Source organism: Croceicoccus sp. BE223 (assembly GCF_031457155.1).
GTDB lineage: Bacteria > Pseudomonadota > Alphaproteobacteria > Sphingomonadales > Sphingomonadaceae > Croceicoccus.
In genome coordinates this window covers 204,639-225,971 of record NZ_JAVDWB010000004.1, presented here as the reverse complement: position 1 = coordinate 225,971, position 21,333 = coordinate 204,639, and the positions used below count along the sequence as shown (strand labels likewise).

The window sequence follows — 21,333 nt, the reverse complement described above, 5'->3', positions numbered from 1 at the left end:
ACGCCCGCGCGTTTCAACCCCCGTTTCGGCCTGCGTGCCGGCGCGTCAGCGGCGCGGCGGCGCGACCGAGGAGCGGGGAACGATCTCCGACAGGAATTTCCAGTTCACCTCGCTCGCCTTGTCCGGTTCGACCAGCTTGGTCGCGGCGGCGCGCGCCATCGCGTTGATCGGCCAGCGCACGGTGGTCATCGGCGGCCAGATATGCGCGGCGATGGCGGTATCGTCGAACCCGATGATCGAAAGGTCGTCGGGCACGACGAGATCGCGGCGGCGCGCGGCGTGAAGCGCACCGGCGGCCATTTCGTCGTTGCTGGCGAAGATCGCTGTCGGCCGCGGCTGGCGGTCGAGCAGGTTGCCGCCCGCGGCAAGGCCGGATTCGAAGGTGTACATCCCCTCCTCCATCCGGTCCTCCCCGATTTCGAGGCCATGCCGCGCCATCGCCTCGCAAAACCCTTCGCGCCTCTCGAAGGCGGAGCGGAAGCCGTCGGGGCCCGCGATGAAGCCGATGTCGCGGTGACCTTCGGCAACGAGCAGGTCGACCGCCTCGCCCACGGCCTGGCGGTCGTTCGATTCGACCAGGTGTGCCGCGTCGTCGAGGTCGGCCGATCCCATCCGCACATATTCGCAGCCCAGTTCGACGCACAGCTCGGCCAGCGCGTCGTTTTCCGACAGAGGCGGCAGGATGAGCATGCCGAACGGTCGCTGCTGTTCGAGAAAATGGCGTACGTCGGCCAGGAGGCGCGGCGACTTTCTGTCGACCGGGCGGACGACGAGGGCGAACTCCGTGTCCTTCAGCACCTCGAGCACGCCCTGCTGGAAATTGAGCACCATCTGCGCGTTCGGGTTGTCGTGCAGCAGGCCGATGAGGAAATTGCGACGCAAGGCAAGCGCGCGCGCCTGGGGATTGGGAACGTAGCCGAGTTCGGCGATGACCTTTTCGACCTTTTCCCGCGTGTCCTTCTTCACAAGCGGAGATCGGTTGATGATCCGGCTGACCGTCTTCTTCGACACGCCCGACAGCCGCGCGACGTCGTTGATCGTCGGCTGACTGTCGCTCTTCAATAAATTCGCCATGATATCCGGTAGCCCCGCTCGATCCCCGTCCTACCGCATAATGCAGCCGTGGCAACGCTTCTTGCCATGCAAAATCCACCTTGCCTTTCACGCAATACCATTTATGACACCGGTTTCCAAAGACTAATCGGGCTAGGGTGGGGATTGATGGACAGGGCTGCTGCCATGCAGATCGCAACGGCGTTCCGGGACGCGCGCCTGGCCGGAACGATCGTGGCCGAATATCCGGGGGAACGGCCCCAGGATCTCGACGCGGCCTACCTCATCCAGGATTGCGGGCTCGAAATTGCCGGCAGTCCCGTCGTCGGCTGGAAAGTCGGCCGGATCAACCCGCCTCACACCGCGATACTGGGCTCAGACCGGCTGGCCGGGCCGGTCTTGGAGGGCACTGTCCGCACCGTCGAGGCTGGCGGCGTCCCGGTCGCGATGCCGATCTGCCCCGGCGGATTCGCCGCGGCCGAGGCCGAGTTCGTCGTGCGCTTGTCCGCAGATGCGGTCGCGGCAGCGCCGGAGGATGACGAGGCGACGCTGGCGATCATCGACGACATTGTCCTCGGGATCGAGATCGCCTCCTCGCCCTATCCCGGCATCAACGCGGACGGGCCCTGCGTCACGGTTTCCGATCGCGGCAACAATGGCGGGCTGGTGCTGGGCGCTTCTGTCCCGCGCGACCTCTGGGCAAGCCTGAACGATGTCGAGGTGGCGCTGACGATCGACGGTAGCGAGGTCGGCCGGGCCACGACCGCGACCATGCTGGATGGGCCGCTCGGTGCGGTGCGCTTCCTCCTCGCCAACTTGCGCTCGCGCGGGATCGAGACCCCAGCGGGTCTACTGATTTCGACAGGCGCCATCACCGGAGTGCACGAGATCGCCTCCGGCCAGGTGGCGGAGGGCACGTTCGCCGGCATCGGCTCGGTCCGCACGCTAGTCCGCTGACCGACGGTCCTGCGCGGCGTCAGCACGAGGGGCGCGGCGATCCTCCACTCCCGATAGCCTCTTCCTTGTCAGAGTGTCTGGCTGCTCCCGATCGTGCGACCTGTCCCCACCGGGCCTAGGCGCATAATCGCCAGCCTGCACAAATGCCCGGTCGCGGGCCGACAGGACAGGTAGAGAGAGCTTCGTGAAGGTCACCCAAGTCATCGCCAGACCCAACCGGATCGCACCGGCCCTCGCCGCCCTCGCGCTCGCCGCGGGTCTCGGCATCGCCGCCTGCACGAACGAAACGGGTGAAGCGGAGGTGGCGAGTGCCGCTGCGCCGGGCGACTGGCCCGGCTTTGGCGGCGACAGCGACGAAACGCATTACAGCCCGCTGGCCGAAATCACCGCCGACAACATCGACCAGATGGGCCTCGCTTGGTCGATGGACCTGCCGCTCGGCAACAGCGTGTCCGCGCCGCTTGCGGTCGACGGCGTTCTTTACGTCGTCACCGGCTATTCGATCGTGCGCGCGATCGACGCGCCGACGGGCAAGCTCCTCTGGGAATACGATCCCGAGGTGCCGGAAGCGGCAGGCGACAAGCTGCGCCAAGGCTGGGGCATGCGCGGCATAGCCTATGGCGAAGACAGGATTTTCGTCCCGACCCACGACGGGCGGATGATCGCGCTCGATGCGAGGGACGGCACCGTCGCCTGGACGGCGCAGACCCTGCCCAAGGACGACGCCTCGTTCATCTCCGGACCTCCGCGCTATTTCGATGGAAAGGTCATCATCGGCTTCGGCGGCGGCGACGTCGACGATATCCGCGGCTCCGTCACGACGCTCGACGCCCAGACCGGCAAGGAACTCTGGAAATTCTACACCGTCCCCGGCAACCCCGCCGATGGCTTCGAGAACGAGGCCATGGCGATGGCGGCAAAGACCTGGGCCGGGGAATGGTGGAAATACGGCGGCGGCGGCACCGTCTGGAACGCCATGACTTACGACCGGTCGACCAATTCCATCATATTGGGCGTGGGCAACGGTGCGCCGTGGAACCACAAGATCCGCAGCCAGGGCCAGGGCGACAATCTCTTTCTTTCGTCAATCGTTGCCCTCGATGCGGACACCGGCACCTACAAGTGGCACTACCAGACCAATCCCGGCGAAAGCTGGGACTACAACGCTTCGATGGACATCCAGCTCGCCGACATCGAGATCGGCGGCAAGAAGCGGCAGGTGCTGATGACCGCACCGAAGAACGGCTTCTTCTACGTGATCGACCGGGTCACCGGAAAGCTGATCAGCGCCGAACCCTTCGTGAAGGTCAGCTGGGCATCGAGGATCGATCTCGAGACAGGTCGGCCGGTCGAAAATCCGGACGCACGCTATAACGACGGCAAGACCTTCACGATGTGGCCCGGTCCGGTCGGCGCGCACACCTGGCTGCCGATGGCGTTCAACCCGAAGACGCGCCTCGTCTACATTCCGGCCATCGAGATGGCGACGAGCTACAACGATGTCGGCATCGAGCGCGCCAACTGGAAGCGCCGGCCGGGCGCGGCGGTCGACGGCGGGGCCAATCCGGACTTCGTGGTGAAGGACGCCGGCCCGCCGAACGGCACGAGTTCGCTGATCGCCTGGGACCCGGTTGCCCAGAAGAAGGTGTGGAGCGTGCCGACGCCGGGCATCTGGAACGGCGGCGTTTTGACGACAGCGGGCAGCCTGGTGTTCCAGGGGCGGATCGACGGCACCTTCGATGCCTACGCCGCCGACACCGGCAAGAAGGTCTGGAGCTTTGCCGCGCAGGCGCCCGTGACCGCGCCGCCGATCAGCTATTCGGCGGGTGGCAGGCAGTATGTGACCGTGCTCACCGGCATGGGCACCAGCGGCGCGGCTTTCGGCGCTTTGCTCCCGGTGTCGATCGACTATCGCAGCCAGGCGCGGCGGGTCCTGACCTTCGCAATCGGCGGCAAGGCGACACTGCCTGTCAGCGCAAGCGAACCCCTGACCCCTATGGCAGACCCGGATTACGCGGCGAACAAGGCTCTGGAGGACAAGGGTTACCTCACTTACGCCCTCCACTGCGCCGTCTGCCACGGGGTCGACGCGATCGCGTCCGGTCATGCGCCCGATCTGCGCAATTCCGGCCTGCCGCTGGACGCCGCGGCCTTTGCCAGCGTCGTGCGCGATGGCGTGCTGGTTCCGAACGGAATGCCGCGGTTCCATGAATTCGGCGAGGAGGAACTGGCCGGCCTGCGCCAATACCTGCGCGCCAAGGCAGCGGCCTGGCGGGCCGAAGGAGCCGCGAAAAGGTAAGGGGTCGCCGCTCGCCGGCTGCACAGGAAACGCGCCGAAACGGCATGCGCCCGGCTCGCACCGCGCGTCTGGTGGGCGGTGAGGGGCTCGAACCCCCGACCCTCTCGGTGTAAACGAGATGCTCTACCAACTGAGCTAACCGCCCGCGGCTGCGCGCTTAGCGCAAAGGGCCGGCTTGGGGAAGGCGCAGTTTTCATCTTCGCGGGCAAGGCCGTGCTTGTCAGCGGCATCGGCTTGCGCGAAACCTGGCCCATGAAAACCAACGCTTTTTCCGCAGCGCTCGCGCTTGCCCTCGCCAGCGCCATGGCCTCCAACATCGCCATTGCCCAGACGCCGGCCGAGATCGTGGAGGCGGCGCCGGCCAGCGCATGGCGCGAAATTGCCTCCGACGATCTCGTCATCATGACGCTGGCGCCCGATGCCGCCGGCCAGCCGCGCGAAGTGGCGATCCAGCTCTTTCCTGAGCCATGGTCATCGGCCTGGACCGCAAACGTCCGCGCCCTCGCCAAGGCGCATTGGTGGGACGGGATGACGGTCTACCGGTCGGTCGACAACTGGGTCGTGCAATGGGGCGAAGGCGATGTCGCCGAACCCAAGGCCCTGCCCGCCGCGATGCGCGCCACTGCGCCCGAGGGCTATGCGCTGCCGTGGCGCACGGGCCTTGTCGCGACGCTGTGGTCCGTTGATGGCCGTCGAGCAGCCGAAATGCCGGCCAAGGTAAAGACCGCGCCCGGCTCGCGCTTCGCCGATCCCTATGCCGCCGCGTTCGGCTATGTGAACGGCCTTCCGGTCGCGAGCGATCTGGAGACGCGCAACGGGCTCAGCGCACCGGGTAGGATCTGGCCGGTTCACTGCTACGCCTCTGTCGGCGTAGCCCGCGGATTGACGCCGGATGCCGGAAACGGGGCGGAACTCTACACCGTGATCGGCCATGCCCCGCGACAACTCGATCGCAACATCGCAGTCGTCGGCAGGATCGTGGCGGGCATCGAGCACCTCTCGATCCTGCCGCGCGGAACCGCTGAAGCGGGGGTCAACGCCACGGCGGCGGAGCGGACGCCCATCGCTTCGGTCCGCCTCGCCAGCGAACTGCCCGAAGCGGAAAGACCGCGCTTTCGCGTGTTGGACACCGATGGCGACACGTTCGCCCGCTGGGTGGAGGCCAAGGCGAATCGCAAGGATACCTTCTATTCCGTCCCCGCTGGCGGCGCCGACGTCTGCAACCTTCCCGTGCCGGTGCAGCCGGTCAGGGATTGAGCGAACCGGTCGCGGGCTTCGCTACACCCGGTCGGGCCGCTACACCCGGTCAGGCCGCTACACCCGGTCGGCTTGGGCCACCGCGTCGCTGGCGCGCAAGGCGCTGATGATGCGCGTCAGGTGAGCGAGGTCGCGCACCTCGATACCCACTTCGTAGGTGCCGAACAGGTCATCGCGCGATACCAGGCCGAGCTGGGTGATGTTGGCGTGGTTTGCCGCGAAGACACCGGTCATTTCCGACAGGGTACCGAGCCTGTTGTAGAGCATGACACGAAGGTTGCCGGTCGCCCCGTCGCTGCGCGGGTCCCACGACAGATCGATCCAGCGCTTGTCGTCCTCTTCCGCCAGGGTGAGGCAATCGATGGTGTGAACGCCAACCTTGCGCCCATCCTTTACGCCGACGATGCGATCGCCCGGCACCGGGTGACAGCAGCGCGAAAGCTTGAATTCGGCCCCCTTGGGCAGTCCGCGCAGCCGCACCGAGCGCGCCGGTGCGTGCCAGAAGCTGTCGTCGGGCAGTTCACCCGCGCTGCCGGGCACCAGCGCCTCCATCACGTCCTTTTCCGACAGCTTGGCATTGCCGATGGCCAGCATCAGCGCGGTCTCGTCCTCGAGGTCCAGCCGTTTGAGCGCGCCGGCGAGCGCCTTCTTGCCGACCTTGCCGGGCATGCGCTGGACAATCGAATCGAAGAGCTCCTGGCCGATGCGGGCGGTTTCGTCACGCTCCTTCTGACGAACCGAACGGCGGATGGCGGCCCGCGCCTTCGCCGTGACGACGAAGGACAGCCAGGATAGCTGCGGCTCGCTGTCGGGGCCCTTGATGATCTCGACGATGTCGCCGTTGGCGAGCGGCGTGCGCAGCGGCATGTGCCGCCCATTGATCTTGCACCCGACCGCGCTGGCGCCGAGGTTGGTGTGCACCGAAAAGGCGAAGTCGACCGGCGTCGAGCCCTTGGGCAGCTGGTACAGCGCGCCCTTGGGTGTGAAGGCGAAGATGCGATCCTGGTAGATCGCGAGCTTGGTCTGTTCGAGCAGTTCCTCGGCATCGGCGGCAGTGTCGAGGATCTCGATCAGGTCGCGCAGCCAGCCGACCTGCCCGTCAGGCGTCGTGCCGCCCTGCTTGTACGACCAGTGCGCGGCAAGCCCGAATTCGTTGGTGCGGTGCATTTCGCGGGTGCGTATCTGCACTTCGACGCGCATCGAGTTTTCGTAGACGAGCGAAGTGTGGAGCGAGCGATAGCCGTTCGACTTGGGTGTCGAGATATAGTCCTTGAACTTGCCAGGAATCATCGACCAGGTGCGGTGCAGGACGCCCAGCGCGCGATAGCAGTCCTCCGGCGTGTCGGTGATGACGCGAAACGCCATGATGTCGGTGATCTGTTCGAAGCTGACGTGCCGTTCGGCCATCTTCTTCCAGATCGAGAAGGGGTGCTTCTCGCGCCCCGACACTTCCACCGTCACCCCGCTTTCGGCCAGCGCCTGCTTGATGCGAAGGGCGATCTCGTCGACCTGCCCGCCTTCGACGCTGCGGATCTGCGCCAGCCGCCCGGTGATCGTGGCATAAGCCGCCGGTTCCAGCTGCTCGAAGGCTAGCAACTGCATCTCGCGCATGTATTCGTACATGCCGACCCGCTCGGCCAGCGGGGCGTAGATGTCCATCGTCTCGCGCGCGATGCGGCGGCGCTTCTCCTCGTTTGCGATGAAGTGGAGCGTGCGCATGTTGTGCAGCCGGTCGGCCAGCTTGACGAGAAGGACACGCAAGTCCTCGCTCATCGCCAGGAAGAGCTTGCGCAGGTTTTCCGCCGCCCGTTCGTTTTCCGGCATCTGCTCGATCTTGGACAGCTTGGTGACGCCGTCGACAAGCCGGGCCACATCGGGCCCGAAGTTCTTCTCGACGTCCTCGATCGTGGCGAGCGTATCTTCGACCGTGTCGTGGAGCAGAGCGGTGATGATCGTTTCCTGGTCCAGCTTCAGGTCGGTCATCAGGCCGGCGACTTCGACCGGGTGGCTGAAGTACGGGTCGCCGCTGGCCCGCTTCTGCGTGCCATGCTTCTGCACGGTATAGACGTAGGCACGGTTCAACATGCCCTCGTCCGCATCGGGATCGTAGGCCTTGACCCGTTCGACTAGTTCGTACTGACGCAGCATGCCGGGCTACGATGTGCGCATCCGATGCTGCGATGCAATGGCAAAAAGGCGACTATCTCGCGATTGCCGCGCCTTTTCCCGCGAGAGCCGGGCGATTATTGCGCCGCCGCTTCACCCGGTTGCGGCGCAGCGACAGGGTCGGAAGACAGATTGTCGTTGGCGGGTGCGACCGGCGGCTCGTCTGCGACCGAACCGCCCTGCCCGATCGCCGAACCGGGAGCGTATGACGGCGCCACCGGCACATCGGCCTCGGGCGTCATGCCTTCGGTTGCAGGGTTCCCGGTTGCAGGGTTCTCGGTTGCGGGGCTCTCGGTAGTCGACCCGGCCGATTCTTCGAGCAGGGTGGTTGCCCCCTTCACGAAGCCCTCGCCCTTCTTGGGCCGGTATGTCGGATCGATCTCGATGTCGCAGTTGAACTCCAGCCGTTCCTGGATCTCGCCGAGGTTGTCGCTGGTGCGGCCGCGCAGGCGATTGATCTCGATCTTGCGCTGGATGAGGTAGAGGTCGCGGTTCGCCGCATAGCCATCGCCGCAGCGTTCGCGGATCGCGTCGATCTGCGCATCGGTCTCGATCCGCGATTCCAGCGACGTCAAGGCGCCGACCGGGATCGCGTAATAGGGGCTGTTGAACGGCTTGCCGGCGACGAAGGGAATGATCGACAGGTCGACGATACGTCCGATCAGGTCGCGCACCGTCGTCGAACCCATGAACGGCAGATAGAGGTACGGCCCCGGCCCCACGCCGTAATAGCCCAGCGTATTGGCAAGACCGTTGTATTCGTAGCGCAAGTTGAAGGGCTTCTTCTTGGCGACGTCGAACACGCCGACGAGACCGATCGTGGTGTTGATCGCAAACCGGCCCAGCGTCTTGACCGCCTTGCCCGGCTTCAGCTGGAGCATGAAGTTCAGGAAATTGATCGGCTCGCCAAGGTTGCGCAGGAAATTGCCGAGGCCGCGGCGGATCGGCTTGGGGATGCCTTTGTCGTAGATCTTCGCGATCGGCTCGACGAGGGCGATGTCCACCGCTTCGACCGCCTTGTATGTCGCGGCGTTGAGCTTTTCCGCCGGGTCGCCGACCGGCGCGCCGACTTCGCCTTCGACCACGATTTCGTTGCCGGTATCCTCGCCGGCTTCGCCTTCCTGCGGCAGGGTGGCAACCGCACCCGGCGCAGCATCGCCGGCGGGCACGGGCTGCGCGGGATCGGTGCCGTCCTGCCAAAGCGCGGCGGCATCGACCGTCAGGTCGCCGAGCGCGCCGATTTCGAGGACGCGCGCGTCATCCGTTTCGAAGTCGGGTGCCGAAATCAGGGCCGGAGCGGCAACGCATTCCAGTTCGATCGCGCAGGCCTCGCCCGGTGCGGCCAGTGAAACGGAAAGCGCCAGAACCGAAACGATCATCGAAAGTACTTCCCTTGCCCAGCGCGCGCGAAAGCGTGGCCGGGGAATCGTGAATTTGCAACGTCATATGGCATTGCGCCCGGCCCGGCCAGTGCGCGGACCGGCGCAGTCGTTCAGCCCGCCCCCGCCGGCCCCGCAGAACTGGCCGGCTGGCGAAGGCTTCGCCTCAGCTCCAGCTCGCCTCGGGCGGAAGGCTCATCAGGATCGCCTCGACATTGCCCCCCGTCTTCAGGCCGAACAGCGTTCCCCGGTCGTAGACGAGGTTGAATTCGGCATAGCGGCCCCGCCATTCGAGCTGTTGGCGCTTGTCCGCCTCGTTCCACGCCATGTCCATGCGCCGACGCACCAGCCGCGGGTAGACGTCGAGAAACGCTTCGCCAACGTCGCGGGTCAGGGCGAAATTGCGCTCGAACCCGGCAAGGTCCTCGCATTCCATGTGATCGTAGAAAATACCCCCGACACCGCGCGCGACGCCGCGATGGGGGATGAAGAAGTATTCGTCCGCCCACTTGGCAAAGCGGTCGTAATAGGTCGGGTTGTGGCGCGCGCAGGCGGCGCGAAAGGCGGCGTGGAAATCGGCCGTATCCTCCTCGTAGGGGATCGGCGGATTGAGATCGGCACCGCCACCGAACCAGGCCGCCTGCGTCGTCAGGAAGCGGGTGTTCATGTGCACCGCGGGAACGTGCGGATTGGCCATGTGCGCGACGAGGCTGATGCCGGTGGCGGTGAACTGGGGCGCGTCTTCGCTGGCCCCGTTGATGGTGGCGGCGAACTGCGGCGCGAAGCTGCCGTGCACGGTCGAAACGTTGACGCCGACCTTTTCGAAGACCTTGCCCTTCATCACGCCGCGCACGCCGCCGCCGGGATTGTCGTTGCCCTCTTCCTCGCGGTCCCATTCGGTGAACTCGAACCTGGCGTCGCTGCCGGCCTCTCGCTCGATCGCTTCGAACTCGTCGCAGATGCGCGTACGAAGGGCTTCGAACCAGGCCTTGGCGGCGGCGGTCTGTTCTTTCCACTCGGTCATAGGGATGCGCTTGCCAAAGCCTGCGCCCTGCGGCAATAGCCTGCGTATGGTTCCCGTTTCGTTCGCACCCTTCTCCTTTGCCGGCGAGGATTGGCACATCGTCGACGGCCGGGCGCTCTACTGGCCTCGCGAGCGGACGCTGCTCGTCGCCGACCTGCACCTCGAAAAGGCGAGCTGGTATGCGAAGGCCGGACAGCCGCTGCCGCCCTACGACAGCCGCGAGACGCTCGAACGGGTCGCCGGAGCGATCCGGGCGACCGGTGCGCGGCGGGTCTTCACGCTGGGCGACAATTTCCACGACGGCGAGGGTCCCGAACGGCTTGAGCCCCATGCCAGGGGCATGCTCGATGCGCTGACCCGAGCGGTCGACTGGGTCTGGGTGACGGGCAACCACGACGAGAAGGACGGGCTGCGGCGCGCGCCCGGCGGAACGCAGGTCGAGGAGCTGGACGTCGGCGGCATGTTGCTGCGGCATCGCACCGTGCCGGGCGAAACGCGGCCCGAACTGTCGGGCCATTTCCACCCGCGGCTGCAGGTCTCGATCAGGGGGCGGCGCATCGTTCGTCCCTGCGCCGTGGCAGCGGGCGCGAAGATGATCCTGCCCGCGTTCGGCGCGCTGACCGCCGGGATGGATGCCGCCGACCCGGCGATTCGCGCCGCCTTGCGCCCCGCGCTTCAGGCCGATGCCATTGTCCCTGCCGCGGGCCGGTTGCTGCGATTCCCGCTCTGGAGTGCGGCAGCCTAGCATCACCGGACGCGGAACCGGCACCGAAGACGCGCGTAGACCCTTTAATCGCGGCGCGTTTCGCTTTAAGGCCGCGCGCGTGGGGGAGACTCGCTCGACGAACTCGGGCACCTTGCCGTTTTGCGGTCCCCTCACCACATTGTGCAACGAACCACGAGGAGAAGGCCCCATATCACGTCCACCCCGCCGCTCACTTCAACCGCCGGTCAAGAGCGGACCGCGCTTCAACGAATTCATTCAGGCAGATAAGGTTCGCGTCATCGATGACGAGGGCGAGAATCTTGGGGTGTTGTACACGCGCGAGGCGATCGAGCGCGCGGCCGAAGTAGGCCTCGACCTCGTCGAGGTGTCTCCCAACGCGGACCCGCCGGTCTGCAAGTTCCTCGATGTCGGCAAGTTCCGCTACGAAGCGCAGAAAAAGGCGAATCTCGCCCGCAAGACGCAGAAGACGCAAGAACTCAAAGAGATCAAGATGCGTCCCAACATCGACGATCACGATTACGACGTGAAGATGCGCAACGTGATCAAGTTCATCGAACATGGCGACAAGGTGAAGTGCACCCTGCGCTTCCGGGGGCGCGAAATGGCACACCAGGAACTCGGCATCGAGTTGCTGAACCGGGTCCGTGCCGATGTCGACGAAATCGCCAAGGTCGAAGCCTTTCCGCGGCTCGAAGGTCGGCAGATGGTGATGGTGCTGGCGCCGAAGTAAGGCGCGGCATGCGAACGCCCGCCGCTCAGTCGGCGGGCGGCTCCCACAATTCCACCGCGTTGCCGTCCGGATCGTGGATTCGGGCGAAACGCCCCGTTTCGGGCGAATCCCATTCGGCTCGCCGCTCCGCCCCGATGCCGGCCGCTTGCAGTCGCATGACCAGCGCATCCAGGCCGGAAACCCGCAAGTTCAGCATGAAGGTCTTGTCGGCGGCGAAATAGTCGCTGTCGTCCGCGAAGGGCGCGAAGACGACCGGTCCGCCGCTTGCCTGCCAGAACCACTCGGAAGGTTCCCCATCGGCGCCCCCGCCGCACCCGGCGCCCACGCCGAGATGATCGCGGTACCACGCCGCCATCGCCACGGGATCGCGGCAGCGGAAGAAGAATCCCCCTATCCCGAGAACCTGTCCATCTTGCATCGCTGGCCTCCCGGCTTGCCCTGTCGTGGTGGCAGGCTAGAACGCCAAGGGGATCGGGGGAAGAACGGAACATGACGGCACGGCGCATCGGGTTCTGGCTTGGCCTGTCGCTGATGATGGTGATCATCGTCCTGCCCCCGCCGGCGGGAATGGATGCGTCGGCATGGCACGTCGCCGGCCTCGTGCTGTGGATGGCGGCCTGGTGGATGACCGAGGCGGTGCCACTGTCGGCGACCGCGCTGCTGCCCTTCGTCGTCCTGCCGCTCGCCAGCGTGTCTCCGGCCAAGGCGGTCGCCGCGTCCTATTATTCGCCGATCATCTTCCTGATCCTGGGCGGGGCGATGCTGGCACTCGCGATCGAGCGGACCGGCCTTCACCGCAGGCTGGCGCGCGGTCTCGTGCGCATCGGCGGCCACAGCGCCTTTTCGATGCTCTTCGCCTTCATGGCCGCGACCGCGCTCCTGTCGATGCTCATCAGCAATACCAGCTCGGCGCTGATCATGGTGCCCATGGCGCTGGCGGTCATAGCAGGCGGCACCGGGGAAGCGCCGGGCGATGCCCCGTCGCAGGCCGGAATTGCCGGCGCGCTTCCCATCGGCATCGCCTTTGCCGCCACCATCGGCGGCTTCGGCACCATCATCGGCACGCCCACGAATGCGATCGCCGCCGCGCTGCTCGACGAGATGCTGGGCGTCAGGATCGGTTTCGCGCAATGGATGGCATTCGGCCTGCCGCTGGTGGCGATTGCCCTGCCGGTCGCCGCCGTCCTGATCGCGCGGGTGCAGCGGCTTTCGACCGCGCCGTTCGACATCGCCGCCGCCCGCGCCGCGCTCGCCTGCGACCCGCAATGGACCACGCCGGAAAAGCGGCTCGCCGTCATCATCGCCCTCGCCTTCCTGGGCTGGCTGGCGATCCCCTTCGTCGAGGATTACCTGCCGGCCGATTCGCTGACCGACGGGACAGTCGCCGTGATCGCGGCGCTGATCCTGTTCGTCCTGCCGGACGGCACCGGGCGCAGGATGCTCACCTGGCCCGAAGCGAACCGCGCACCGTGGGACGTGCTGCTGCTGTTCGGCGGCGGACTGGCGCTGGCGGGCGGGATGGACGCGTCGGGCCTTGCCGAATGGCTGGGCCGGATGCTGCTGCCGTTGCAAGCGATACCCCTGTTCATCGTCGCGATGGCGATCTGCGCCCTCGTCATCGTCATCACCGAATTCGCCAGCAATGTCGCCACCGGCAGCGCGATCATTCCGATCGTGGCGGGGCTGATCGCGGCGCTGGGCGTCGATCCCCTGCTGCTCGCGGTGCCCGCGGCCATCGCCGCCTCGTGGGGCTTCATGCTGCCTGCGGGGACCGGGCCAAACGCCATTGCGTGGAGCTCGGGCCGCGTCGCCCTTCCCGCGATGATCCGATCGGGCCTGTTGCTGGACCTTGCCGGCGTGATCCTGCTCCCCGGCGTGGTCTGGATCGTCGTCCTGCTGCTTTAGGGGATTTCGCCGCGTTCGCGGCGGATCTTGCGCCACTTGGCGACATTGGCGTTGTGCTGGTCGAGGGTGTCGGCAAAGGCGTGCCCGCCCGAACCGTCGGCCACCATGTAGAGCGCCTTCGTCGGCGCCGGATGCAGCACGGCCAGGATCGATTCGCGGCCCGGATTGGTGATCGGCCCCGTCGGCAATCCGGCCATCGAGTAGGTGTTGTAGCCGTTCACCGCCATGATCTCCGACCGTTTGATCCGGCGGCCCAGCGGCTTGCCCTTCGTAATCGGGTAGATGATCGTAGGGTCGGCCTGAAGCCGCATGCCGATGCGCAGGCGATTGGTGTAGAGACCTGCGACCATGCGCCGTTCGGACGGGACGCCGGTTTCCTTCTCGACGATGGCGGCCAGGCTCAGCGCCTCGTTCACGGTCGCGACCGGCAGGTTGCTGTCACGCTTGGGCCATTCGGCGGCGAGGAAATCGCGCATCGCCTTCTGCATCCGGTCGAGCACCGCCTGCCGCGTCTCGCCCCGCTCGAAATCGTAGCTGTCGGGCAGGACCGACCCTTCGGCCGGCACCGCGACAGTGCCGGTGAGCAGCGGTTCGGCCATCAGCCGTTCGTGCACCATGATCGAGGGGAGGCCCTCGGGCACCGTCACCATGCGGCGCAGGACCTGCCCGTGCTGCAGCGTGTCGAGGATCGTCGCCGAATTGGCGCCTGCCGGCACCAGGAACTCGCCCGCCTTGATCGGATCGCCGCTGCCGAGGATCTTCGCCCGCAGCAGGAATGCCTCGGACGAACCGATCAGGCCTTCGTCTTCGAGCTTGGCCGCGGTCGAGCTGAGCGACGCGCCGTCGGGCACGACGAAGGCCGTGTCCTTTGCCACTTGCGACCCGCCGTACCAGCCCGACGCGAACCAGCCGGCCACGCCCGCGATGGCGAGGACCACCACCGCGGCAGCGACGACGAGCCCGCGCTTCATGGCGTCAGTCGACCGCCTTCATCACCAGCGAAGCGTTGGTGCCGCCGAACCCGAACGAGTTGTTAAGCACCGCCTTCACCGCGCGCTTTTTCGCCACCTTGGGCACCAGGTCGACACCCTCGGTCCCCTCGTCGGGATCGTCGAGGTTGAGCGTGGGCGGAACGATCTGGTCGCGGATAGCAAGGATGCAGAAGATCGCCTCGACCGCGCCCGCGCCGCCGAGTAGGTGGCCGATCGCCGACTTGGTCGAGCTCATCGACGCGCCGCCGAGATCGTCGCCCAGCACGCGCTTCACCGCGGCCAGTTCGATCGTATCGGCCATCGTCGAGGTGCCGTGCGCGTTGACATAGTCAATGTCGCCCGCGCCGAGCCCCGCCTTCTTCAACGCCATACGCATCGCGTTTTCCGCGCCCTTGCCCTCGGGGTGCGGCGCGGTGACGTGATAGGCATCGCCCGAAAGGCCGTAGCCGACGACTTCGGCGTAGATCTTCGCACCGCGCGCCTTGGCATGTTCGTACTCTTCCAGCACGACGACGCCCGCGCCCTCGCCCATGACGAAGCCGTCGCGGCCCTTGTCATAGGGACGGCTCGCCTTTTCCGGCGCGTCGTTCGAGGAACAGTTGAGTGCCTTGGCCTGCGCGAAACCGGCAATGCCGATCGGGCAGATGGTCGATTCCGCGCCACCGGCCAGCATGACGTCGGCATCGCCGTCCCTGATCATCCGCGCCGCGTCGCCGATCGAGTGCGCGCCGGTCGAACAGGCGGTGACGACCGCGTGATTGGGGCCCATGAGGCCGTACTTGATCGAGACCTGGCCGGAGATGAGATTGATCAGGCGCCCGTGCACAAAGTGCGGGCTTACCCGCGCCGGACCGCGTTCGGCCAAAACCAGCGACTCGCTCTCGATGCCCGGCAATCCGCCGATGCCCGAACCGATCGAGCAGCCGGCCCGCAGCTTGAGATCGTCGTCCATCTCGGTCAGACCCGCATCCTCCAGCGCCTGGCCGGCGGCGTCGATGCCATAGACGATGAAGGGATCGACCTGGCGACGGATCTTGAAATCGACGCGCCTGTCGGGATCGAAGCCGTATTCGTGATCGGCGGGCTTCACCTCGCAGGCGATCGTGCACTTCTGGTCGGATGCGTCGAAGCGCGTGATCTGGCCCGCACCGCTCTTGCCGGCGATCAGGTTCTTCCAGGTAGTCTCGACATCGGCGCCCAGGGGGGTGACGAGGCCAAGTCCGGTAACGACGACACGACGCATCTACGGTCCTTCCGTTCTCTTCGCAGCGGCCCGATACGCTATGGGCCGCAAACGCAACAGGCCCAGCCCCGCGGGCCGAGCCTGTCGACATAGGCCCGATCCGCAGGCGCGGCGGGCAGAGCGAGGGGTGATTAGCCCTTGTGCTCTTCGATGTACTTCACGGCGTCGCCAACGGTCGTGATCTTTTCCGCGGCGTCGTCGGGGATCTCGACCCCGAACTCTTCCTCGAAAGCCATGACCAGCTCGACGATGTCGAGGCTGTCCGCGCCAAGATCGTCGATGAAGCTGGCGTCCATCGTCACCTTGTCGGCTTCCACGCCCAGGTGTTCGACGACGATCTTCTTAACGCGTTCCTCGGTATCGCTCATGGGTAACCCTCTCGCTCAAAGCGGTGAATAGTTCGAACGCCGCCCTAATGAAGCGTTTCGGGCGTTGCAAGGGGAATGAGCCGATCCCCACAGACGTAGCGTGAAATGTATCAGGCTGCGCTGCGGACCCCGGTCAGGCCGCGCCCCGTCGCGGCGAAAGCCACGAAGCGCGGAAACAGGACCAGCCCGACCGGGAACCAGACGACGATGAGATTCGACCAGTAGATGTTATCCGGCCGCGAGAACACCGCGATCACCACCAGCCAGCCAAGCGTAACGGGCACCACGCGCCATGCGAGCGGCCCGGCCCCCAGCCAGCCCAGCATCGTCGCCAGCATCAACAGCCCGCCCGCACCCACTCCGACTGCGCGATAGATCGAATTGGCAACGTAAGTGAACATGGTCCCGGTAACACCGATCCGCCCGCTCCACCCTTGCGAGGTCAGTCCGGCTCCGCCGCGCGCGTCGATGACGTTGAGGGTGTGCCAGCCATAGAACGCAGCGACGAGCGCCAATGCGCCGAGCCACAGGCCGATGCGCGACCTGCCGCCGCCGATCACGGCGATGGCCAGCCCGAGCAGGAGCGCAATGACCGCGAATTCGCGGAACAGGCAGGCGATCGCGAAGCACACGACAGCGCCCCCCTCACGCGAAGGCCGCCACAGGGCGAAACCGAGCGCCATGAACAGGGACGCCCAGGTCTCGTGATTGAGGAAGGTGACGTAGAAGGCCATGAAACCGCCGGCAAGAATCGCGGTGAAGGCGGCGATCACCTCGAGCGGATGGAAGCGGGCGCGATGCAGGGCGATGGACCAGGCGAGCGCGGCCGCGACAAGCAAGCCGCGGGCCAGCCATGCCGATAGCTCGTCGCCGAGATTTGCAGTCAGGAACGCGAATGTCGGAGCACGCACCGTAAACCACGGCATGACCGGGTAGCCGTGCGCGTTCTGGAGTGCGATCGCCGTCTCGTAATAGCCCCGGCCCGCCGCCATCTGCGCGGCGATCGCCTGGTACAGTTCGCGATCGCCGAAGCCCGGCGGCTCGGGCGACGGCCTCGAATAGCCAGGCATGAAGCCCGAAAGCCAGTGGACCGCGAGAACCACGGCAACGAGGATGGCGAGCCGGGCCAGCCATACGCCGTGCCGCCGTAGCGTATGCCCGATGCCCTCTGCCGCCGCGCGCCACCGATCCACTGTCAATCCTCCATTACCGGACCGATGACAGGCGGCGGACTGCCGCCGCTCAGTCGCCGATGTTGTCGGTGCGGACCAGCTTGGCGAGATCGGCCTGCGGCTTGTCCATCGTGCGGATGTGCAGTTCGCGCAGCTGCTGCGGGGCGACGACGGTCGGCGCCTGCATCATCAGATCCTCGCCGCGCTGGTTCATCGGGAAGGCGATGACCTCGCGGATCGCGCTTTCGCCCGCGAGCAGCATGACGATGCGGTCGATGCCCGGCGCCGAACCGCCGTGGGGCGGTGCGCCGTACTTGAAGGCGTTGATCATGCCCGAGAAGTTCTCGTCGACCTCGTGCCTCGAATAGCCGGCGATCTCGAAGGCCTTGTACATGATCTCGGGCTTGTGGTTCCGGATCGCGCCCGACGACAGTTCGTAGCCGTTGCAGACGATGTCGTACTGCCAGGCGAGGATGTCGAGCGGGTCCTTCGTTTCCAGCGCTTCCATCTCGCCCTGCGGCATCGAGAACGGGTTGTGGCTGAAATCGACTTTCTTCAGCTCCTCGTCGTACTCGAACATCGGGAAGTCGACGATCCAGCAGAACTTGAAGCAGCCCTGCTCGACCAGGCCCAGTTCCTCCGCGACGCGGGTGCGGGCGGCGCCGGCCAGCTTGGCGGCGTCCTTTTCCTTGCCGGCGGCGAAGAACAGGCCGTCATCGGGGCCGAGGCCGAGCTGGGCATAAAGCTTCTCCATCCCCTCGGTGCCGTGGTTCTTGGCGACGGGTCCGCCGAATTCGCCGCCCTTGCGGGTGACGTAGCCCAGCCCTGCGAACCCTTCGCCGCGCGCCCAATTGTTCATGTCGTCGAAGAACTTGCGGCTCTTGTTGGCGGTGTTCGGCGCCGGGATGACGCGGACCTTGCCGCCGGTGCCGACGATCTTTTCGAACAGCCCGAAGCCGGACTGCACGAAATGCTCCGACACGTCAGAAATGATCAGCGGGTTGCGCAGGTCCGGCTTGTCGCTGCCGTATTTCAGCATCGCCTCGGCATAAGGGATGCGCGGGAAGCTGCCGGCGGGCGTGACGGTGAAGCCGTCCGCGAACTCCTCGAACACGCCGGCCAGCACGGGCTCGAGCATCTGGAAGATGTCTTCCTGCGTGACGTAGCTCATCTCGAAGTCGAGCTGGTAGAATTCGAGGCTGCGATCGGCGCGCAGGTCCTCGTCGCGGAAGCAGGGCGCGATCTGGAAATAACGGTCGAAGCCCGACACCATCAGCATCTGCTTGAACATCTGCGGCGCCTGCGGCAGCGCATAGAACTTGCCCGGATGCATGCGGCTGGGCACGAGGAAGTCGCGCGCGCCTTCCGGGCTCGAGGCGGTCAGGATCGGGGTCTGGTATTCGAGGAAGCCCTGCTCGGTCATGCGACGGCGCAGGCTGCCGATGACCTGCGACCGCAGCACGATGTTGCGGTGAACGCGTTCGCGACGCAGGTCGAGGAAGCGGTGCTTGAGGCGGATTTCCTCAGGGTATTCCTGCTCGCCGGCAACCGGCATCGGCAGTTCCTCGGCGCGGCTCTGCACCATGATCGCGCGGGCGAAGACCTCGATCTCGCCGGTCGCGAGGTTGGCGTTCACCGTCGAGGGCGTCCGCGCCTTGACCACGCCGTCGATGGTGACGACCGATTCGACCCGCAGCCGGTCCAGCACTTCGAGCGCCGGGCTGTCTTCGTCGGCGACGATCTGGGTCATGCCGTAATGGTCGCGCAAGTCGACGAACAGCACGCCGCCGTGGTCGCGCTTGCGATGGACCCAGCCGGAGAGGCGGACGGTCTCGCCGACGTTGGCGGCGGAAAGTGCGCCGCAGGTATGGGTGCGATACGGGTGCATGATCTCTTCGCTTCGGAAACAGGAAAAAGGATTGGCGCCGCCCCTAGGGCAAGCGCGCCGCGATTTCCAGTGGCGCAAAGCGTTACCGCGCCGGCAACCAAGCTTTTCAGGAAATGCGCTCAATCTCTTCTTAACCATCGCCCGCTTAGAACAGGCGAACCTGCAACAAGGGATCGATGCATGTTCGCCAGCAATATCTTCGGGAACGAAGACGAGCTCTTCGCCTTCCTCGGCGACGTGGAGGCGCTGTTGCGCCGGGGTCAGCCCGACGTGGCCGCGGGTCTGCTGGAAGGCCAGCTGGGCGACCTGGCCGACGAGGGCAACGATCTCGCCAAGCTGTGCCTGAAGGTGCCGGTCAGCGCGGTGCGTGTCGTCGGCTGGGAACAGCTGGGCGAGAAGATGAAGAAGCTGGACCGGCCCGGCAAGCCGATCACCGCCATCTCCATCGACATCTCGGCCCCGTTCGAGATGCCGGTGCTCGATGCCAAGCACGGCAATTTCTACGAGCCCGATCTCGACACCGTGTTTTATTCCGACAGCCTCTACAAGTTCACCGGTTCCGACCGGCAGACGATGATGGACGCCTATTCGGCCAAGGGTCCGGCCTGGTCGGGGCATTTCGAGAATGTCGACAACACCATCGCCGTGCGCGGTCTGGGCGGCCTCTACGGCGAAGTGCTGCTGGCGCAGAAACGCTGCCGCAGCGACGATCACAACGACGCGATGGAACAGGACGCGGCGGCCATCGCCTCGGCCTTCATCGCGGTCCGCCTGCACCAGGCGATCAAGGCCACCGCCGAGGGGCGCGGCATGCCACGCCCGTTCACGCTCATCGTCGGCAACAACGAAAGTTTCCCCTATTTCGACGCGCCGGTGGTGACCCGCTTCGAGTACGAAGAGATGCTCGATGCCGAGGGCGAGGAGGACGGCGGCGCCTATGACGAGATGTTCGCTGCGCTGCATATCGCCCCGCCCCCCGACGATTACGACCCGTTCGCCAGCCTGCCCGGCGAGGACCAGGTGTCGGGCGCATCGCTGCGCAAGCGCCTGCGCGAAATCGCGCCCGAACCGCAGGTTGCCAACGACATCGCGCCGTCCGGCCTGGGCGGGCTTCTCAACAAGTTCCTGAAACGAAGCGCCTGACGCAAGGAATTCTCGGATGGGATTTGCCAGTCAACTTTTCGCCACGGAAGACCAGGAGCGCGCGTTCCGCGACGAGGTCGAGGGGCTTCTTCGCAAGGCGTGCAGCGACGATGCGCTTGCCCTTGTCGACGCGCGCTTGGTCGAGCTTGCCGATCAACCGGTGGCCGCCGCCGCGCTGGCCGTCGATCCCGGCCACGTTCGCCTCACCGGCTGGGACAAGCTGCCGCGCACGATCGCGGCGCTCGACGTGCATGGCCAGCCGATCAGCGCGATCTCGGTCGATTTCGCCCGCCCTTCGAACGAGACCGATGGGCCGGTCATCGAAACAAGCTACTACTGCGACGACGTCTTTCCCTTCTCCACCAGCGATCGCGGCAAGATCGCGTCGAGCTACGGGCGGGGCGTGGTTCGCTGGCGCGACAAGCACGACCACCGCGACCGCGAGATCGGCGTGACCGGCCTCGCCCCGCTCTACCCGGCTTTCTCCGCGATGCAGGCCCTGGGCGACGCCCAGCCGCAGGCGCAGGACGCGGCCCGCCTCGCCAGGGTGCGCTGCGCGGTTCTGCTCCACATCGCCGCCCACCGTGCCGTCCATGAAGACGGTCTTCCGCACGCCCTCGTCGTCCTGTGCGGCAGCGACGAGGATTATCCCTTTTTCGACGCCCCGGTCACGACCCGCGACGAGTACGAGGAAGCGACCGACGCCCAGGCCGAGGCGGGCGATACCGACGAGGCGCTGTTCACGCCGCTCACCACCCTTGCCCCGGTCCGGCCCAACGCCACCTACCGCTTCGAGCCGGAAACGGAGCATGTCTCGGGCCGCTCCCTGCGCCACAAGCTGGTGCGCGAACGGCAGGAAAACGCCAACGACGCGGGCGAGGAGAGCGAAGCGGAACCGGCTCGGCCAGGCCTGCTCGGACGGCTGTTCCGCCGCTCCGCCTGACCCGCGCAAGGGCCGCAGCCGCGCCCTTTGCGCCACAACCCGGCGCAAAACCGGGCATGGGCCGTCATGCGCCGTTGAACGCGCGCG

18 protein-coding genes and 1 tRNA gene are annotated in these 21,333 nt (G+C 66.2%); 8 read left to right on the top strand and 11 right to left on the bottom strand.

The window, feature by feature from the left end; all coding sequences use genetic code 11:
• Nucleotides 1-45: 45 nt before the first annotated feature.
• Nucleotides 46-1,062 (bottom strand): LacI family DNA-binding transcriptional regulator, encoded by a 1,017-nt coding sequence (locus J2X37_RS10490; protein ID WP_404979617.1) that lies wholly within the window; start codon nucleotides 1,060-1,062, stop codon nucleotides 46-48.
• A gap of 177 nt (nucleotides 1,063-1,239) precedes the next feature.
• Here J2X37_RS10490 and J2X37_RS10485 point away from each other — a divergent pair, with 177 nt between their 5' ends.
• Nucleotides 1,240-2,010: a fumarylacetoacetate hydrolase family protein gene (locus J2X37_RS10485; protein WP_310020875.1), complete on the top strand. Its 771-nt coding sequence runs from the start codon at nucleotides 1,240-1,242 to the stop codon at nucleotides 2,008-2,010.
• 184 nt (nucleotides 2,011-2,194) lie between these two features.
• Nucleotides 2,195-4,309, top strand: a complete 2,115-nt coding sequence (locus J2X37_RS10480) for a PQQ-dependent dehydrogenase, methanol/ethanol family (RefSeq protein WP_310020871.1) — start codon at nucleotides 2,195-2,197, stop codon at nucleotides 4,307-4,309.
• Nucleotides 4,310-4,378: 69 nt separating this feature from the next.
• On the opposite strand, the gene J2X37_RS10475 is transcribed toward J2X37_RS10480, so the two are convergent.
• Nucleotides 4,379-4,454: transfer RNA gene (locus tag J2X37_RS10475), tRNA-Val, on the bottom strand.
• Nucleotides 4,455-4,561: 107 nt separating this feature from the next.
• On the opposite strand from J2X37_RS10475, the gene J2X37_RS10470 reads away from it, so the two are divergent.
• Nucleotides 4,562-5,566, top strand: coding sequence for a peptidylprolyl isomerase (locus tag J2X37_RS10470; RefSeq protein WP_310020868.1), 1,005 nt, complete (start codon nucleotides 4,562-4,564; stop codon nucleotides 5,564-5,566).
• A 57-nt stretch (nucleotides 5,567-5,623) separates the two neighbouring features.
• Here the strand turns inward: J2X37_RS10470 and J2X37_RS10465 are convergent, their stop codons facing one another.
• From J2X37_RS10465 to hemF, 3 genes are all read right to left on the bottom strand, one after another.
• Complete coding sequence (locus tag J2X37_RS10465) at nucleotides 5,624-7,714, bottom strand: bifunctional (p)ppGpp synthetase/guanosine-3',5'-bis(diphosphate) 3'-pyrophosphohydrolase (RefSeq protein ID WP_310020865.1); 2,091 nt, start codon at nucleotides 7,712-7,714, stop codon at nucleotides 5,624-5,626.
• A gap of 95 nt (nucleotides 7,715-7,809) precedes the next feature.
• Entirely contained in the window at nucleotides 7,810-9,111 is a 1,302-nt protein-coding gene (locus tag J2X37_RS10460) for a VacJ family lipoprotein (protein WP_310020862.1), read from the bottom strand.
• Nucleotides 9,112-9,277: 166 nt separating this feature from the next.
• Nucleotides 9,278-10,135 (bottom strand): oxygen-dependent coproporphyrinogen oxidase, encoded by an 858-nt coding sequence (hemF, locus tag J2X37_RS10455; protein ID WP_310020859.1) that lies wholly within the window; start codon nucleotides 10,133-10,135, stop codon nucleotides 9,278-9,280.
• A 46-nt stretch (nucleotides 10,136-10,181) separates the two neighbouring features.
• Between hemF and pdeM the strand changes: the two genes are divergently transcribed.
• Together pdeM and infC are read left to right on the top strand one after the other, a co-directional pair.
• Nucleotides 10,182-10,880, top strand: a complete 699-nt coding sequence (gene pdeM, locus J2X37_RS10450; protein WP_310020856.1) for a ligase-associated DNA damage response endonuclease PdeM — start codon at nucleotides 10,182-10,184, stop codon at nucleotides 10,878-10,880.
• 169 nt (nucleotides 10,881-11,049) lie between these two features.
• Complete coding sequence (gene infC / locus J2X37_RS10445; RefSeq protein WP_310021101.1) at nucleotides 11,050-11,592, top strand: translation initiation factor IF-3; 543 nt, start codon at nucleotides 11,050-11,052, stop codon at nucleotides 11,590-11,592.
• Between the two features lie 25 nt (nucleotides 11,593-11,617).
• Here infC and J2X37_RS10440 read toward each other — a convergent pair whose 3' ends face one another.
• The gene (locus J2X37_RS10440) at nucleotides 11,618-12,010 is read right to left on the bottom strand and encodes a VOC family protein (RefSeq protein WP_310020853.1); all 393 of its coding nucleotides are present in this window, start codon (nucleotides 12,008-12,010) and stop codon (nucleotides 11,618-11,620) included.
• Nucleotides 12,011-12,081: 71 nt separating this feature from the next.
• Between J2X37_RS10440 and J2X37_RS10435 the strand changes: the two genes are divergently transcribed.
• On the top strand, nucleotides 12,082-13,497 hold the full coding sequence (locus J2X37_RS10435; protein WP_310020850.1) for a DASS family sodium-coupled anion symporter: 1,416 nt from the start codon (nucleotides 12,082-12,084) through the stop codon (nucleotides 13,495-13,497).
• On the opposite strand, the gene mltG is transcribed toward J2X37_RS10435, so the two are convergent.
• From mltG to aspS, 5 genes are all read right to left on the bottom strand, one after another.
• Complete coding sequence (gene mltG / locus J2X37_RS10430; RefSeq protein WP_310020845.1) at nucleotides 13,494-14,468, bottom strand: endolytic transglycosylase MltG; 975 nt, start codon at nucleotides 14,466-14,468, stop codon at nucleotides 13,494-13,496. The two genes, J2X37_RS10435 and mltG, sit on opposite strands and share 4 nt — an antisense overlap.
• A 4-nt stretch (nucleotides 14,469-14,472) precedes the next feature.
• Nucleotides 14,473-15,732, bottom strand: coding sequence for a beta-ketoacyl-ACP synthase II (fabF, locus tag J2X37_RS10425; RefSeq protein WP_310020842.1), 1,260 nt, complete (start codon nucleotides 15,730-15,732; stop codon nucleotides 14,473-14,475).
• 131 nt (nucleotides 15,733-15,863) lie between these two features.
• The gene (locus J2X37_RS10420; RefSeq protein WP_047821044.1) at nucleotides 15,864-16,100 is read right to left on the bottom strand and encodes an acyl carrier protein; all 237 of its coding nucleotides are present in this window, start codon (nucleotides 16,098-16,100) and stop codon (nucleotides 15,864-15,866) included.
• Between the two features lie 110 nt (nucleotides 16,101-16,210).
• The gene (locus tag J2X37_RS10415; RefSeq protein WP_310020832.1) at nucleotides 16,211-17,293 is read right to left on the bottom strand and encodes a hypothetical protein; all 1,083 of its coding nucleotides are present in this window, start codon (nucleotides 17,291-17,293) and stop codon (nucleotides 16,211-16,213) included.
• A 49-nt stretch (nucleotides 17,294-17,342) separates the two neighbouring features.
• Entirely contained in the window at nucleotides 17,343-19,160 is a 1,818-nt protein-coding gene (gene aspS / locus J2X37_RS10410) for an aspartate--tRNA ligase (RefSeq protein WP_310020830.1), read from the bottom strand.
• Nucleotides 19,161-19,340: 180 nt separating this feature from the next.
• Here aspS and J2X37_RS10405 point away from each other — a divergent pair, with 180 nt between their 5' ends.
• Both J2X37_RS10405 and J2X37_RS10400 read left to right on the top strand, forming a co-directional pair.
• Nucleotides 19,341-20,303, top strand: coding sequence for a hypothetical protein (locus tag J2X37_RS10405; RefSeq protein WP_310020827.1), 963 nt, complete (start codon nucleotides 19,341-19,343; stop codon nucleotides 20,301-20,303).
• 16 nt (nucleotides 20,304-20,319) lie between these two features.
• Entirely contained in the window at nucleotides 20,320-21,246 is a 927-nt protein-coding gene (locus J2X37_RS10400; RefSeq protein ID WP_310020825.1) for a hypothetical protein, read from the top strand.
• Nucleotides 21,247-21,333: the final 87 nt, after the last annotated feature.